Annotated in this window: 19 protein-coding genes; 8 read left to right on the forward strand and 11 right to left on the reverse strand. The window is 64.1% G+C overall.

Annotated features, from left to right (window positions below):
* From C2I19_RS21695 to C2I19_RS07635, 5 genes are all read right to left on the reverse strand, one after another.
* The coding region (locus C2I19_RS21695) for a helix-turn-helix domain-containing protein (RefSeq protein ID WP_146056758.1) at window positions 1-453 on the reverse strand (453 nt) is incomplete at its 3' end.
* A gap of 115 nt (window positions 454-568) precedes the next feature.
* A complete protein-coding gene (locus tag C2I19_RS07620; protein ID WP_103902112.1) occupies window positions 569-823 on the reverse strand; it encodes a hypothetical protein in 255 nt (84 codons plus the stop codon).
* 43 nt (window positions 824-866) lie between these two features.
* On the reverse strand, window positions 867-1,544 hold the full coding sequence (gene modB, locus C2I19_RS07625) for a molybdate ABC transporter permease subunit (RefSeq protein WP_103902113.1): 678 nt from the start codon (window positions 1,542-1,544) through the stop codon (window positions 867-869).
* Window positions 1,541-2,272: a molybdate ABC transporter substrate-binding protein gene (gene modA, locus C2I19_RS07630; protein WP_103902114.1), complete on the reverse strand. Its 732-nt coding sequence runs from the start codon at window positions 2,270-2,272 to the stop codon at window positions 1,541-1,543. Before modA ends, modB begins: the two co-directional genes overlap by 4 nt.
* A 62-nt stretch (window positions 2,273-2,334) precedes the next feature.
* Window positions 2,335-2,976: a DUF3313 domain-containing protein gene (locus C2I19_RS07635; RefSeq protein ID WP_103902115.1), complete on the reverse strand. Its 642-nt coding sequence runs from the start codon at window positions 2,974-2,976 to the stop codon at window positions 2,335-2,337.
* A 242-nt stretch (window positions 2,977-3,218) separates the two neighbouring features.
* Between C2I19_RS07635 and mltG the strand changes: the two genes are divergently transcribed.
* The 7 genes from mltG to C2I19_RS07670 are packed head-to-tail and all read left to right on the forward strand — an operon-like array spanning window position 3,219 to window position 8,266.
* On the forward strand, window positions 3,219-4,211 hold the full coding sequence (mltG, locus tag C2I19_RS07640; protein WP_103902116.1) for an endolytic transglycosylase MltG: 993 nt from the start codon (window positions 3,219-3,221) through the stop codon (window positions 4,209-4,211).
* Window positions 4,208-4,852: a dTMP kinase gene (gene tmk / locus C2I19_RS07645; protein ID WP_103902117.1), complete on the forward strand. Its 645-nt coding sequence runs from the start codon at window positions 4,208-4,210 to the stop codon at window positions 4,850-4,852. Before mltG ends, tmk begins: the two co-directional genes overlap by 4 nt.
* Window positions 4,852-5,856: a DNA polymerase III subunit delta' gene (locus C2I19_RS07650; RefSeq protein WP_103902172.1), complete on the forward strand. Its 1,005-nt coding sequence runs from the start codon at window positions 4,852-4,854 to the stop codon at window positions 5,854-5,856. Before tmk ends, C2I19_RS07650 begins: the two co-directional genes overlap by 1 nt.
* Before the next feature lie 22 nt (window positions 5,857-5,878).
* Entirely contained in the window at window positions 5,879-6,256 is a 378-nt protein-coding gene (locus tag C2I19_RS07655; protein WP_103902118.1) for a PilZ domain-containing protein, read from the forward strand.
* Window positions 6,257-6,313: 57 nt separating this feature from the next.
* Complete coding sequence (locus C2I19_RS07660) at window positions 6,314-7,084, forward strand: TatD family hydrolase (protein ID WP_103902119.1); 771 nt, start codon at window positions 6,314-6,316, stop codon at window positions 7,082-7,084.
* Between the two features lie 12 nt (window positions 7,085-7,096).
* Window positions 7,097-7,474 (forward strand): hypothetical protein, encoded by a 378-nt coding sequence (locus C2I19_RS07665; RefSeq protein ID WP_103902120.1) that lies wholly within the window; start codon window positions 7,097-7,099, stop codon window positions 7,472-7,474.
* Window positions 7,475-7,489: 15 nt separating this feature from the next.
* The gene (locus C2I19_RS07670; RefSeq protein WP_103902121.1) at window positions 7,490-8,266 is read left to right on the forward strand and encodes an MBL fold metallo-hydrolase; all 777 of its coding nucleotides are present in this window, start codon (window positions 7,490-7,492) and stop codon (window positions 8,264-8,266) included.
* Between the two features lie 46 nt (window positions 8,267-8,312).
* On the opposite strand, the gene C2I19_RS07675 is transcribed toward C2I19_RS07670, so the two are convergent.
* The 6 genes from C2I19_RS07675 to ppsR all read right to left on the reverse strand — a co-directional run bounded on the left by C2I19_RS07675 (window position 8,313) and on the right by ppsR (window position 12,925).
* Window positions 8,313-8,789, reverse strand: coding sequence for a CreA family protein (locus C2I19_RS07675; protein WP_233201140.1), 477 nt, complete (start codon window positions 8,787-8,789; stop codon window positions 8,313-8,315).
* An 80-nt stretch (window positions 8,790-8,869) separates the two neighbouring features.
* Window positions 8,870-9,175, reverse strand: coding sequence for a chorismate mutase (locus C2I19_RS07680; RefSeq protein WP_103902122.1), 306 nt, complete (start codon window positions 9,173-9,175; stop codon window positions 8,870-8,872).
* Between the two features lie 13 nt (window positions 9,176-9,188).
* Window positions 9,189-10,211 carry a tryptophan--tRNA ligase gene (gene trpS / locus C2I19_RS07685; protein ID WP_103902123.1) on the reverse strand — a complete coding sequence of 341 codons (1,023 nt, stop codon included), beginning with the start codon at window positions 10,209-10,211 and terminating at the stop codon, window positions 9,189-9,191.
* A gap of 214 nt (window positions 10,212-10,425) precedes the next feature.
* Entirely contained in the window at window positions 10,426-10,746 is a 321-nt protein-coding gene (locus C2I19_RS07690) for a hypothetical protein (protein WP_103902124.1), read from the reverse strand.
* Window positions 10,747-10,848: 102 nt separating this feature from the next.
* Entirely contained in the window at window positions 10,849-12,036 is a 1,188-nt protein-coding gene (locus tag C2I19_RS22955; RefSeq protein WP_439647042.1) for a hypothetical protein, read from the reverse strand.
* Between the two features lie 67 nt (window positions 12,037-12,103).
* Window positions 12,104-12,925: a posphoenolpyruvate synthetase regulatory kinase/phosphorylase PpsR gene (gene ppsR / locus C2I19_RS07705; protein ID WP_103902126.1), complete on the reverse strand. Its 822-nt coding sequence runs from the start codon at window positions 12,923-12,925 to the stop codon at window positions 12,104-12,106.
* Window positions 12,926-13,207: 282 nt separating this feature from the next.
* Between ppsR and ppsA the strand changes: the two genes are divergently transcribed.
* Complete coding sequence (gene ppsA / locus C2I19_RS07710) at window positions 13,208-15,595, forward strand: phosphoenolpyruvate synthase (RefSeq protein ID WP_103902127.1); 2,388 nt, start codon at window positions 13,208-13,210, stop codon at window positions 15,593-15,595.
* The last annotated feature ends 18 nt before the right edge of the window (window positions 15,596-15,613 follow it).

A 15,613-nucleotide genomic window follows, 5' to 3' on the forward strand; every position in this document is an offset into this window, starting at 1 on the left:
GAAGGTCTCATCCACTTCGACAATCCCCCGGGTCTGCGTCGCCAGGTGATCTGATGCGCAATGCAAGAAGCGATGGCGCCACAAGAAAGCCGTGTTCTTGCTAATGCCGCATGCGCGCGCCGCGGCCCGCACGGTCAAGCCATCCTGCAGCGCTTGGGCATAGCTCAGCCAGCGATCGGCCTTGCGCAATTTGGCCAATGGACTGCCCGACAAGGCATTACAGGTCCGGTGGCACTGTTTGCAGCGATAACGCCGCAGGCCTCGGCTCCAGCCCCATAGCGCCAACTGATTGGCCTCGGCCTGGCAGTGTGGGCAAGCCGTCAGGTCGGGCAAGGCGTCCTGAACGGCGTCATGGTGAGTGGGGTGCTTGAGAGCGGAGGACAACAGACTCCGCTGTTTGAGGGTGAGTTGATCCAGCTGGGCAAGAAAACGCTGAAAACTTTGGGCATCCATGGCGTTGCTCCCGGTCTGCTACCGTATTCAGCATAGCTCCCAACACGGAATTGGGACATAGCCATAAAAAACGGCATGGCTGGGCGCCATGCCGTTTTGCGTGGGGGAGTGGGCCTTATTTGGCCATCGCGTCCTTTACGCATTTCTTGGTGAAACTCTGCTTGGCGGCGCCGGCCAGCTTCTTCTGGGCCGACTTGGCGTCGCAGGAGGCCTGGGCGGCTGCCGTGTCCTTTTCGCACTTCTTCAGGAAGCTTTGCTTGGCGGCGCCAGCCAGTTTTTTGTCGGCGGCCTTGGCGTCGCAGGCGGCGTCGGCCAAGGCCAGGTTGGCGCTGAACAGGGCGAGCGCGGCGAGCAGCAGGGGTTTACGCATGTTTCCATCTCCGGGTTGTGAATGCCCGTCTTGCGGGCGGAAGTTATTGTTCTGCATGTTTTTGCCTGGCGTTCAGCCAGTAGACCAGGGTTAGGGCTGCCAGCGCGAACAGCAATAGCATCAGCGCCAGCTGATGGGCCGACGAGTAGTCCGCCTGCTCCACCTGATTGTATAGCGCGATCGAGATCACACGAGTGGAGCCGTCGATATTGCCGCCTATCATCAGCACCACGCCGAACTCGCCCACGGTATGGGCGAAGCCCAGGCAGGCCGCGCTGAGCACGCCGCTGCGGCAGGACGGCAGGATGATGTGGCGCATGCGCTGCAACGGGCCGGCGCCCAGCAGCTTCGCGCTTTCCAGTTCTTCCTGCCTCACGGCGCGGAAGCTGGCCAGCAGCGGCTGCAGCACGAAGGGCAGCGAATACAGAACCGAAGCGACGACCAGGCCGTGGAAGGTGAAGGCGAGGCCGGGCAAGCCCAGCGCCGCGGTCAGCCAGCCCACGGGGCCGCGGGGGCCGAACGCCAGCAATAGATAAAAGCCCAGCACCGTGGGCGGCAGCACCAGAGGCAGCATGGCCGCGGCCTCGGCCAGCGGGCGAATTTTGGAGCGGCCCCGCGCCAGCCACCAGGCGAAAGGCACGCACAGCGCCAGCAGCAGCGCGGTGCTGATGCCGGCCAGCCGCAGGGTCAGCGCGATGGCGCTCCAGTCCTGAGGCGTCACGGCTTGAAGCGGTAGCCTGCCTGCGCCATCAGGGCGCGCGCCTGCTCGCCCTTCAGGAACGCCATCAGCGCGCCGGCGGCCGGCGTGGCCTTGATCTGCAGCGCATCCTGGCGGATGGGCTGATGCAGCTTGGCCGGCACCAGCCAGTAATGGTCATGAATCCCTTGTTCCAGCAATTGGGAATAGGCGACGAAGGCGAAGTCCGCGCCGCCGACTTCGGCGAACTGCATGGTCTGGCTGATATTGTCGCCGGTCAGCAGCTTGGGTTTGACCGAAGCCTCCAGCTTCATCGAGGCCAGCGTTTCCATCGCGGCGCGGCCGTAGGGCGCAGTGGCGGGATTGGCCACTGCGAGCTTGGCGAAATCGCCGCGGCGCAGCGCGGCCTCCCCGGCGTCGCCGCGCTGCTTGCTCCACAGCGCCAGCTGGCCATAGGCGTAAGTGAACTGACTGGCCGGCGCGCCTATGCCGGCGCGGGCCAGCTCGGCGGGCCGCTCGTCGTCGGCGGACAGGAAGACGTCGAACGGCGCGCCCTGGCGGATTTGCGCCGCCAGCTTGCCGGAGGCGCCGGCGCTGGACTTGATGTCGTGGCCGGTGGCGGCTTTGAAGGCCACGGCTATCTTGTCCAGCGTCTGCTGGAAATTGCTGGCCACCGCCACATTGACGGTATCGGCCAGCGCGATGGGGGAGGCAAACAGGCAAACGAGGGCGAAGCGTAGTCTGGTTTTCATGGCGGCAACAGGCCCGATGAGGCAGTGGATTTGACCGTCATTATGAGGCTAGTCGCCTCACGCTATCCAGTGGCCAGCGCATTTTCCCCGGTTTGCAGCAAGCATTGCCAGTCGCAGGCCAGCAGGGAGTGCCAGGCCTCGGCTGGAGCCGGCTCTCGCGGCAGCCGGACTCCTTGGAGATTGACGCCGCCGCCCAGCAAACGACCGTCTCCGGCATCGGACAGCTGAACCACGCTGGCCACTTGTTCCAGATAGGGGGCGATGCCGCGCCGCAGCGGCGAACGGTCGTCGTCGGGCCGGTGCGGACGCAGGAAGGGCGGCGGCGCGCCCACATCGCCCAGATAGCTGCGCAGCGCCAGGCGCAGGCGCATCGCGCCGGGCCCCGCTTCTTGCGCCAGCGGCAATTCGGGCAGCCAGGCGCGCAGCAGCGCTTGTAGGCGCAGGTTCAGGCTGTTGCCCATGGCCGTCGCCGTCAGTTGCCAGCGGCCGTCGGCGTTTTGGTCCAGCAGCCATATCGGCTCCAGCAATAGCGCGCGGTAGGCGGTGAACCTGGCCGGCGCATCGCCGCACAGGAATTGCCGACTGTCCCGGCCTTGTTGAAACGGCAGCGGCGCTTCGCCCTCCGGGCGGCCGCGGGCCAGGCTGACCCGGCAGAGCTCGTTCCAGGCGACCAGCGCGCATCCTAGATTGAAGAAGGGTTTCATTTCTGGTCGTGTTCGTATGGGTTGAAGAGGCCGCTCGCTTGCAGTCGACGCGGCGTTGCCTGCCCAAAGGCATGCTTTCAGGCTGAAAAATAGGCAAAACTGCGGCAAATGCTGTTGATATGGAACAAACTATGGGAATTACGCCGCTCGTGGCCTGTCATGTCGGACAGGGCGGCTTGCTGTATGATTCTGCCTTTGCCTGCCGCCCGCGGCAGTGAAACCGATCCTTGTTCTTGAGCGCTATGAAAAGATTTTCCGGCATTGTGTTATTGATTCTGTTGTGCGCCGTCGGCTGGCTGGGCTGGACCGCGCTGATGCCGCTGGCCATGCCGGACGGCGGCTACCGGCTATTGGTAGGGCCCAACCGCACGATGAAGCAGATCGCCCGCGCGCTGGCGCAGGACGGCGCCATCCGCAATCAACAGATGCTGGTGGCGCTGGCGCGGCTGTCCGGCGCGGATCGCCGGATCAAGGCCGGCCTGTACCGCTTTCAGGGGCCGCAATCCCTGCTGGATGTGCTGGAGCGGCTGAAGGAGGGCCGGCCGGACGAAGCCAGCCTGACCGTGATAGAAGGCTGGACTTTCCGCCAATTCCGCCAGGCGGTGGCGCGCAGTCCTGACCTGAGCCATGGCGCGAAAGCGCTGGACGACGCCGAACTGATGCGCGAGCTGGGCCTGCCCGGCGCGAATCCGGAAGGCTTGTTCTTCCCCAGCACCTATTTGTTCACGCCGGGCGCGTCGGACATGGATCTGTACCGGCTGGCCTTCGACAAGATGCAGCGGCAGCTGGAGGCGGCCTGGACGGCGCGCAAGCCCAATTTGCCCTACCATACGCCTTATGAAATGTTGACCATGGCCAGCCTGATCGAGAAGGAAACCGCCAGCGAGGCGGACCGCGGCATGGTGGCGTCCGTCTTCGTCAACCGCCTGCGGCTGGGTATGCGGCTACAGACCGACCCCTCGGTGATCTATGGCATGGGCGACGGCTACCAGGGCAATATCGGCAAGGCCGACTTGCGCCGCGATACGCCGTACAATACCTATACCCGCGCCGGCCTGACGCCGACGCCGATCGCGTTGCCTAGCAAGGCCGCGCTATACGCCGCCGCGCAGCCGGCGGAATCGACCGCGCTGTATTTCGTCGCCCGCGGCGACGGCAGCTCGCAGTTTTCCAGCACCCTGGACGAACACAACCAGGCCGTGCGCAAATATATTCTGAAGAAAGGCCAGCAATGAGCAGCGCCCAGCAGGTCCGCCGAGGCCGTTTCATCACGCTGGAAGGGATAGACGGCGCCGGCAAGAGCACCCATCTGTCCTTCATCCGCGACTGGCTGGCCCGCCATGATGTCGACGCCGTTTTCACCCGCGAGCCGGGCGGCACGCCGCTGGGCGAGAAGATACGCGAGCTGCTGCTGGCGCCCGACACGCGCGTCTCGCTGGACGCCGAGGCTTTGCTGGCTTTCGCCGGCCGCCAGCAGCACATCGCCGAGGTGATCGCGCCGGCGCTGGATGCCGGCCGCTGGCTGGTGTCGGACCGCTTCACCGACTCCACCTACGCCTTTCAAGGCGGCGGCCGCGGCGTGCCGTTCGAGCGCATACGCGCGCTGGAAGAGTGGGTGCAGCGCGGCCTGCAGCCGGATCTCACCCTGCTGTTCGACCTGCCGCTGGACGTGGCGGCCCAGCGCATGTCGGGCACTCGGGTGCTGGACCGTTTCGAGCAAGAGGCGGCCGATTTCCACCAGCGCGTGCGCGACGCCTATCTGCGGCGCGCGGCGGCGGAGCCTGGTCGCTTCGCGGTGCTGGATTCCAGCCGCAGCATAGAAACCATCCAGGCGGATATCGCGAACCATCTGCAAACCCTGTGGGAGCGCGGCTGATGCTATATCCATGGCAGGGCGGGGACTGGCGGCGGCTTTCCGCCGAGCGCGAGCGGATGCCGGGCGCCTGGCTGTTCACCGGCTGCGCCGGCATCGGCAAGCAGGCTTTCGCCGAGCATCTGGCGCAGTCGCTGCTGTGCGAAAGCCCCGGCCCCGACCATCAGCCTTGCGGCCAGTGCCAGGGCTGCCGCTGGTTCCTGGGCGGCACGCATCCGGATTTCCGCCGTCTATCGCCGTTCGCCGACGAGGACGAAGACGGCAAGGAAGCCAAGACCACGCGCAAGCTGCCGCAAATCAAGATCGAGGCGGTGCGCGAGGTGATCGATTTCGCCCACCTGACCGCGCATCGGGCCGGGCATCGCGTGATTCTGGTGGAGCCGGCCGAGAACCTTAACCTGGCCGCCGCCAACGCCTTGTTGAAAATACTGGAAGAGCCGCCGGAGGCCGTGTTGTTCCTGTTGGTGTCGCACGCGCCGCAGCGGCTGTTGCCGACGATACGCAGCCGCTGCCGCCAGTTCGCGCTGACGCGGCCGGCGGAGTCCGTCGCGCTGGCCTGGCTGAAGGAGCAGGGCATCGCCCATGCCGAGGCGGAGCTGGCGCACAACGGCGGCGCGCCGCTGTTCGATCACGATCCGGAGCTGGCGGCGCTGCGCGGCCAGTTCATCCGCGGCCTGGGGCAGCCCAGTTTCGCCGGCATGCTGCAACTGGCCGAGCTGCTGGACAAGAACAAGCAGCTGTCCTTGTCGCAGCCCTTGTCCTGGCTGCAGAAATGGCTGCATGATCTGGCGGCGCTGCGCCTGGCCGGGCGGCTTCGCTATTATCCGGATCAGGAGAAGGCGCTGGCCGCGCTGGCGGCGCGTTGCGACGCGGCCCAGTTGATGGCCTGCCAGCAAGGCTTGACCGCCTTGGCGCCCTTTGCGCAACATACGCTGAATATCCGCCTGCAATTGGAGGCGGCGTTGATGGATTATTTGAAGATCTTCGCCGGCGCCAAAGCCGGTTAGAGATGGAGAGGCAAGCCCCGATATGGACGCCGCCAATGCCCGGCCCGACCTGAGCAATCCCAACCGCCCCGGCGTGCTGTCGCTGCACATCAAGGAGCGCAGCGCGCTGTTTGCCGCCTATATGCCCTTCGTGCGCAACGGCGGCATCTTCATTCCCACCAACAAGGAAATGCAACTGGGCGAGGAGGTTTTCCTGTTGTTGACGCTGATGGACGATCCGCAGCGCATCGCGGTGCAGGCCAAAGTGGTGTGGATCACGCCGGGCGGCGCCAACAACAGCCGGGTGCAGGGCGTGGGCGTGGAGTTTGTTTCCGGAGACGCCGGGAAGCAGGCCAAGGACAAGATAGAGTCGCTGCTGGGCGGCGTGCTCAACTCCAGCCGCCCTACCCATACGATGTGAGGGCCGGGGAGGCCGGCATGGTATGCTGTAGGCTGTTAGACAGATTCGCCATCCGCCATGCTGATAGATTCCCACTGCCACATCAATTTTCCCGATCTCGCCGAGCGCCTGCCCGAGGTGCTGGCCAATATGCGCCAGAACCAGGTTTCACACGCGTTGGTGATAGGCGTCAGCCGCCCCAAGTATCCGCAAGTGCTGGCGCTGGCCGAAGCCCATCCCCATCTGTACGCCACGGTGGGCGTGCACCCTGACGACCCGGAGGCCGAGGAGTACAGCGAGGACGAACTGGTCGAGCTGGCGGCTCATCCGCGCGTGGTGGGCATAGGCGAAACCGGCCTGGACTACCACTGGTGCAAGGGCGATCTGGCCTGGCAGCACGAGCGCTTCCGCACTCACATCCGCGCCGCCAAGCGCGTCGGCCTGCCGCTGGTGATCCACACCCGCGAATCGGCAGCCGACACCATACGCATCATGCAGGAAGAGCATGCCGAGCGATGCGGCGGGGTGATGCACTGCTTCACCGAAACCTGGGAAGTGGCCGAGGCCGCGCTGGCGCTGGGCTTCTATATCTCCTTCTCCGGCGTGGTGACCTTCAAGAACGCCAAGCAGGTTCAGGAAGTGGCGCAAAAAGTGCCGCTGGACAGGCTGCTGATCGAGACCGACTCGCCGTATCTGGCGCCGGTGCCGCACCGCGGCAAGCTCAACGAGCCGGCCTATGTGCGCCATGTGGCCGAGTTCATCGCCGGACTGCGCGGCCTCTCTTTCGAAGAGGTGGCGCAGGCCAGCACCGATAATTTCTTCCGCCTGTTCGCCAAGGCGGCGCGCTGAACGGAGGCCGCCATGCGTCCATTCGCCCTTGTCCTGTTCTTGCTGGCCGCGATGCCCGCCCGGGCCAATTGCGTGCAACTGGGAGGGCGCAGCTTCTGCGCGCCGCCGGGCGGCATGGCTGTGCTGCATCAAGGGCAGGCCTATTGCGGGGCCGGTGCCTGCGTGGCGGATGCGTTCGGCAATCTGTTCTGCTCGCCGTTTCCGGGTGGCGACGTGATACGGGCCAATGGCGCGTTCTATGCCGGCCCCGGGTTTTGCGTGCTGGGGCCGGACGGCGCCGCGCATTGCGCCGCCGCGCCGCGCGGCAATTGCGCCATCGTGTCCGGCGAGGTGAAATGCGATGGCGGATCGATGGCCGCGCCGGCGGTGCGGCCGCCGCTGTGCCAATGAACGACAAGGGACGCTGTGGATAAGCTAGAAGTCACCATCCTGGGCTGCGGCTCCAGCTCCGGCACGCCGGCCATAGGCTGCCGCTGCGAAACCTGCGCCTCGACCGACCCGCGCAACCAGCGCACCCGCGCCAGCGCCTACGTGCGAGTCGGGGAAGTGGGTTTCCTGATCGATACCGGGCCGGACCTGCGCCAGCAAGCTCTGCGCGAGGGGGTGGAGCGGCTGGACGCGGTGCTGTACACGCATCCGCATGCGGACCATCTGAACGGCATAGACGACCTGCGCGCGTTTTGCTATTTGAAGAAAGGGCCGATTTCGCTGTACGGCAACGACTTCACCATGGGCAATATCCGCGAGCGCTTTGGCTACGCCCTGCAGCCGCCATCCAAGATGTGGGACAAGCCGGTGTTGCTGCCGGAAACGGTGAGCGGCCCCTTCCGCCATCAGGGCGTGGAGTTGACGCCCATCCCTCTGCTGCATGGCAGCTGGCCCTGCCTGGGTTGGCGCCTAGGCAATATGGCCTGGCTGACCGATCTGTCCCGCATTCCGGACAGCAGCCTGCCCTTGCTCGAGGGCCTGGATCTGCTGTTCCTGGACTGTCTGAATGCCGATCCCTATCCCTCCCATCTGTCGGTCGCGGAATCTTTCGAGTGGGCGGCCAAGATAGGCGCGCGCCGCACCGTGCTGATCCACATGACGCACAAGCTGGAATACGGCGTACTGAGCGCGCAATGCCCACCTGGCGTGGAAGTTGGCTTTGATGGCTGGAAGGCGGAGCTGCCCTTTATATGATGATCATCATGTTTAAAAGTGCATGATTATCAATAGGTTGGGAGACTCACTTCTTTAGCGGGATTTTTTGGTCCAATACGGCCACCGCGGTGATCGCGTTGTCCGGACTGCCGTCCACCAGCTTGTCAGAGTAAGTCAGATAGGTCAGCACATTGCGCTTGACGTCTATGATGCGCACCACGCGCACATGCTTGAACACGAAGGACGCGCCCTCTTTGAAAACCTGCTCCTGCTTGGGCAAGGGGCCGTTAAAGCGGATGGAGCCGACCTGGCGGCAGGCCACGGAGAAGCGCGACGGGTCCTTGGCCAGGCCCAGCGCGCCGGAATAGCCGCCGGTGCGGGCGCGCGACACATAGCAGGCCACGCCCTGCACCGCGGGATCGTCAAAGGCTTCGACGACGACTTTATCGTTGGGGCTGAGCAGCTTGAAGGTGGTGGACACCTCGCCCACTTCTTCAGCGCGGGCGAGCGGGGCGAGGCTCAGGCAGGCAAGCGACAGCAGCGCTATTTTCTTCATCTTCATCGGGCGTTTCTCCAGTGGCGCGCGGCAGGGCCGCGATGGCGGCGATGCCGCTAGCATTGTAGGGAAGACGGCGCCATTGCTCAATCGGCGGCCTGCCGCTCCCGGAAAGCCGCCATCTCATCGGCGACGAAGTATTCGATCATGGTGCGATAGACCGCCGCCGTCAGCGCGGCGTCCGCGCCCAGCTCGCCTGCCAGCCGCTGCACCCGCCTCATCACTTGGTCGACGCGCTTGCCGCCCTCCACTTCGTCGCGGCTTTGCTTGAACGCCGCAGCCTGGCGCACGTAGAGGCCGCGCTCAGCGATCTGCGCCACCAGCGCGCGGTCTATGCGGTCTATCTGCTCGCGCACTTCGTCCAGGCTCTGGCATTGATAAATCTGTTCCATGTCGCTCTCCGGCTCAGTAATAGTTCAGGCCCATGGCCGCTTTGACTTCGGCCAGGGTGCGCGCGGCCACGTCGCGCGCGCGGCGGGTGCCGGCCTTCAGCATGTCCAGCACGGCGGCCGGGTCTTGCGCGTAGTGCTCGCGGCGCGCGCGTATCGGCGCCAGCATGTCCTGCAAGCAGTCCTCCAGATGTTTTTTGATCACGGTGTCGCCCAGGCCGCCGCGTTGATAATGGGCTTTCAACTCCGCTACCAAGGCCTGGTCCGGATGAAAAGCGTCCAGATAGGTGAAGACCACATTGCCTTCCACCTGGCCTGGCTCGTCCACGCGCAGGTGGTTCGGATCGGTGTACATCATCTTGACCGCCTGGCGGATGTCGTCGGGACTGGCGGACAGCGTGATGGTGTTGCCCAAGGATTTGGACATCTTGGCCTTGCCGTCTATGCCGGGGAGGCGGGAGCCCACTTCCGGGACCACGGCCTTCGCTTCCACCAGCACGGGCTGGTCCACGCTGGCGTTGAAGCGGCGCACGATTTCGTTGGTCTGCTCGATCATGGGAATCTGGTCATCGCCCACCGGCACCAGGGTGGCCTTGAAGGCGGTGATGTCGGCTGCCTGGGCGGCCGGATAGGTGAGGAAACCGGCAGGGATGTCGCGCTCGTAGCCGCGCTGCTTGATCTCGTCCTTGATCGTCGGGTTGCGTTCCAGCCGAGACACTGTCACCAGATTCAAGTAGTACGAGGCCAGCTCGGTCAGTTCCGGCACCAGGCTCTGGATGAAGATGGTGCTCTTGGCCGGGTCTATGCCGACGGCCAGATAATCCAGCGCCACCTGCAGCACGTTGTCGCGCACTTTCAGGTAGTTGCCCATATTGTCGGTCAGCGCCTGGGCGTCGGCCAGCAGCAGGAATTGCGCACAGCGGTCCTGCAGGATGACGCGGTTGCGCAGCGAGCCGACGTAATGGCCGAGGTGCAGCTGGCCGGTGGTGCGGTCGCCGGTCAGGATGATGTCTTGCGAGCTGATGGTGTCCAGATTCATGCCGTTCTCCATTGGGTTTGGAGGAGGAGGCCGGCAGGGCGGACTGGGGGAGGCAAAGCTAAAAACAAACCCGGTGCCGCCTTGTCGGCAGCCTCCGGGTTTTTTGCGTGCGCGTTCGCCGGTGCCGCCTAGGAGAGGCGCCACCACCAAAATCGGATTGCGAAAGCGGGTGCGGTATTCATGGCTTCATCAAAGCACGGCGCGCGGCGCGGCGTCAAGCCTCGGTTTGCAGCAGCGTGCCGATGGTCGGGCGGCTTGAGGCATAGGCGCGCGATGCGGAACGGGCTTGCGCCTGGCGCGATGGGCGCTCCTGGCGCAGGCCGAGCGCTGCGGGCAGGGAGAAAGCGGCTGCCAGGGCCGAGGCTTGGGATGGCGCGGCAAGCGGCAGGGGCTGCTGCGCGGAGCGGTGCAACATTTCGGCGAACTCGCGCTGCGGATCCGCGCTGCTTCCCCCGCTGGACTGCACGCCGGACAGCTGTTGCGGCAGAGGCCGGATCAGCTGTATCGGTGGCAGGTTGAAGTCGGGGATGTTCATTAGGGGTCTCGAAAACTGGGTCTATCAGTTCGAGAGCGGATAATTGCTTTTGTTCTTTGATTTGCAGGAAATTTACATAAAAACAATAAGATATGAATTCTGTTAAATTAAGTTAAGCCGAGGGGCGGCTTGATTGCGTAGCGGTTTGCCGCGACCATGGCGGTTTTGGGCGGAATGCGCGAAATGAAATCGAAACAGATGGCCGGCGGCAGCCTGGTCTATTCGACCGAACATGGCCGCATGTGTCCGGCTTGCCGGCAGCCTATGGCGCAATGCGAGTGCGGCAAGCCGGCGGCGCCGGCCGGCGACGGCATCGTCCGCGTTTCGCGCGAGAGCAAGGGCCGCGGCGGCAAGACGGTGACGGTGGTGAAAGGCGTGCCATTGGTCGGAGAGGACTTGGCCAAGCTGGGCAAGCAGCTGCGCGCGCGCTGCGGCAGCGGCGGCACGCTCAAGGATGGCGTGCTGGAAATACAGGGCGACCACGTGGCAATCGTGGTCGCCGAGTTGCTTAAACTGGGATTCAAGGCCAAGCAGGCCGGCGGCTAGGCAAGCACGGGCTCGCTGCGCCAATCCTGCGGCGTGGCGAGCTTGTATCCATCGAACAGCCAGCCAGCCGCCGTCCGGCTGCAGGGTATGCTCGGCCAGCGCGATCAGCGAGGCGGTTTCGCCATGAGTGAACGCTTGCTCGAATGCCGCCAGGAAATCGTCCGCGTAGGAGGCGTCGATCTCGGCCAGACGCCTGGGAATGGTCTTGCCTTTGGCTGACCAAAGGCCGCGGCTGCGCAGGTAGTGGTTGGCCAGCGCCGGATAGAGTTGGGCCAAGGCGGCGTTTAGCGTGTGGCGGGAGGCTGGGGCGCGAATGTCGTCGACGATGTCCGTGACGGCGTAACGCGAAGCGCGGCGAGCGGTTTCATCCCAGGCCGGCGGGCCCTTGCGCAAAGCGGTTTGCGCCATGGACTTGGCCTGGGCGGCCAGCGCCTCGTCCCCGGCGATCAGCAGGCCTTCGCTCACCATGGAGGCGAGAGAGGGAATGCCGGAGACACCGTCTATCTGGTCAAAGAAATATTGCAGCGTGCGCAAATCATGGACGAACGCTTCGACCGGCCAGCCTTGTTCGGTCAGCGATTCCCGCCAGGCGGCGGGCAGATGGCGATGGATCAGCACCAGGTCGATATCGGAGGTCGCCGTCGCTTGCCCACGCGCAATGGAGCCGGCGATCAGTGCGCAGCCGGCGTCGGCAAAGCGGGTGTCTGCGATGAGTTTGGCGACGATTTGGGGGGCGGGGCGCACGCGGGCCTCTTTAATCTTGTCATGGCAATAACATGATGCATGCGCCCGCCGCGGCGGACAAGCCGGATCAGAACTTCCTGCCCAGCGCCGCCTTGTGCATGATGGTGGAGGCGATTTCCTCGATGGACTTGTGGGTGGTGCTGATGAAGGGCACGCCGTGGTGGCGGAACATCGACTCCGCTTCGTTCACCTCGCGCCGGCAATTGTCCATGCTGGCGTATTTGGAGTCTGGGCGGCGCTCCGAGCGGATGTGGTGCAGGCGGTTCGGGTCAATGGTGAGGCCGAACATCTTGTCCTTGAACGGCAGCAGGATCTTGGGCAGGGTCGGGCTGTCCAGGTCTTCCGGCGTCAGCGGGTAGTTGGCGGCGCGGATGCCATACTGCAATGCCAGATACAGGCAGGTGGGGGTTTTGCCGGAACGAGAGACGCCTACCAGGATCACGTCCGCCTCATGCAAGTCCTTCAGTTTGACGCCGTCGTCGTGGTTCAGCGAGAAGTTCACCGCCTCGATCCTGTGATCGTATTTCTCCTCGTTGACCATGCCGTGGGCTTTGCCCACCGTCAGCGAGGCCTTGTGGCCCAGCTCCAGTTCCAGGTGGCCGATGAAGGACTCGAAGAAGTCTATCAGGATGACGTCGCTGAGCCTGAGCGCCTCGCGCACTTCGGGGTTGACTATGCTGGTGAAGACCAGGGGCCGCAGGTGGTCTTCTTCGGCCACGAGGCGGATGCGCTCGGCCAGCGCTTGGGCTTTTTCCACGGTATCGACGAAGGGCACGGTCTCGCGCTTGAAGTCCAGGCTGTCGAATTGCGTCAGCAGGGTATGTCCCAGCGATTCTGCGGTGATGCCGGTACGGTCGGAGATGAAGAAGGCGGAGCGATGATGGGGCATGACGGACCTTGCTAGCGGTGGGTTTGTCTGGGCAAAGTGTATACCGGAGCGGGCCGGCACGATATGGCCGCGGGGCGATTCCTTTTCTTCATGTAATCACCACATTACATGACATTTTATTACTTTTTGAGTCGATTTTGCATTCAACTGCTTGATTCTGCTTGCTTTGACATTTTGTCTGTCGCAAAAAATCTTGTGCGCTGCAAAAGTTGCTACGCAATCGGCACGTAATTCGGCTAGAATGCGGCCCATCGTCCCAATCCCAACACAGGAAGTGAAGTGATGGCAGAGAACTACGTCATCTGGTTCGAGAAACTGCGCATGACCGACGTGGAAGAGGTAGGCGGCAAGAACGCCTCTCTTGGTGAAATGATCAGTCAGCTGGCTGATTCCGGCGTGCGAGTTCCCGGCGGTTTCGCGACGACCGCGCAAGCCTACCGCGATTTCCTTCAGCATAACGGCCTGGCGGACAAGATCAGCGCCGCACTGGCCAAGCTGGACATCGACGATGTCAGCGAGCTGGCTCGCGTCGGCAAGGAAATCCGCCAGTGGATCATCGACACCCCGTTCCCTGCCAAGCTGGATGCAGACATCAAGGAAGCCTGGGACAAGATGGTGGCAGATGCCGGCGGCGCCGACATCTCCGTGGCCGTGCGCTCTTCCGCCACCGCGGAAGACCTGCCCGACGCCTCGTTCGCCGGCCAGCAAGAAACCTTCCTGAACATCCGCGGCCTGGACAACGTCAAGGACGCGATGAAGCACGTATTCGCCTCCCTGTATAACGACCGCGCCATCTCCTACCGCGTGCACAAGGGCTTCGCCCACGACGTGGTGGCGCTGTCCGCCGGCGTACAGCGCATGGTGCGTTCCGATACCGGCGCGGCCGGCGTGATGTTCACCATCGACACCGAATCCGGCTTTGAAGACGTGGTGTTCATCACCGCCTCTTACGGCCTGGGCGAAACCGTGGTGCAGGGCGCCGTGAACCCGGACGAGTTCTACGTGCACAAGCCGACGCTGAAAGCCGGCCGCCCCGCCATCCTGCGCAAGACCATGGGCTCCAAGCTGATCAAGATGGAGTTCACCGACGCCTCGCAGGCCGGCCGCTCGGTCAAGACTGTGGATGTGGAGCCGGCGCAGCGCAAAGAATTCTCGATCAATGACGCGGAAGTGGCCGAGCTGGCTCAGTACGCTCTGATCATCGAAAAACACTACGGCCGCCCGATGGACATCGAGTGGGGCCGCGACGGCCTGGATGGCAAGCTGTACATCCTGCAGGCGCGTCCGGAAACCGTTAAGTCGCAGGAAGACCGCAAGGACACCCTGCGCCGCTACCGTCTGAACAGCAAGTCCGACATCCTGTGCGAAGGCCGCGCCATCGGCCAGAAGATCGGCCAGGGCGTGGTGCGCACCATCAAGGACGCGTCCGAGATGGACCGCGTCAAGCCGGGCGATGTGCTGGTGACCGACATGACCGACCCGGACTGGGAGCCGGTGATGAAGCGCGCCGCCGCCATCGTGACCAACCGCGGCGGCCGCACCTGCCACGCGGCCATCATCGCGCGCGAGCTGGGCATTCCGGCCGTGGTGGGCTGCGGCGACGCGACCGACGTGCTGAAGGAAGGCATGCAGGTCACCGTGTCCTGCGCCGAGGGCGATACCGGCAATATCTACGACGGCCTGCTGGACGTGGAGATCATCGATCTGGAACTGGACAAGATGCCCAAGGCCCCGGTCAAGATCATGATGAACGTCGGCAATCCGGAACTGGCGTTCGACTTCGCCCAGCTGCCTAACGAAGGCGTGGGCCTGGCGCGGATGGAGTTCGTCATCAACCGCCAGATCGGCATCCACCCGAAGGCGCTGCTGGAGTTCGACAAGCTGGCCCCGGAGCTGAAGGCGACGATCTCGGATCGCATCGCCGGCTACGCCAGCCCGGTGGACTTCTACGTGGACAAGATCGCCGAGGGCGTGTCCACGCTGGCCGCGGCGTTCTACCCGAAAAAGGTCATCGTGCGCATGTCGGACTTCAAGTCCAACGAGTACGCCAACCTGATCGGCGGCCAGCTGTACGAGCCGCACGAAGAAAATCCGATGATCGGCTTCCGCGGCGCCGCCCGCTATGTGGCTGAATCGTTCCGCGATTGTTTCGAGCTGGAATGCCGCGCCATCAAGAAGGTGCGCGACGTGATGGGCCTGACCAACGTGGAAGTGATGATCCCCTTCGTCCGCACGCTGGCAGAAGCCGAGAAGGTAGTCGAGATCCTGGCCGAAAACGGCCTGAAGCGCGGCGAAAACGGCCTGCGCCTGATCATGATGTGCGAGCTGCCGACCAACGCCGTGCTGGCGGAGAAATTCCTGCAGCACTTCGACGGCTTCTCTATCGGCTCCAACGACATGACCCAGCTGACGCTGGGCGTGGATCGCGACTCCGGCGGCCCGATCGCCTCCACCTTCGACGAGCGCAACGAGGCGGTGAAGGCCATGCTGCACATGTCGATCCAGGCTTGCCGCAAGCTGGGCAAGTACGTGGGCATCTGCGGCCAAGGCCCGTCCGATCATCCGGACTTCGCCAAGTGGTTGGTGGAAGAGGGCATCGAAACCGTGTCCCTGAACCCGGACACGGTGGTGGAAACCTGGTTGTACCTGGCCAAGGAATTGAACAGCTAAGACTGTCGGCCATCCATC

Origin of the sequence: Chromobacterium alticapitis (assembly GCF_002924365.1) — a bacterium.
Classification (GTDB): Bacteria; Pseudomonadota; Gammaproteobacteria; order Burkholderiales; family Chromobacteriaceae; genus Chromobacterium; species Chromobacterium alticapitis.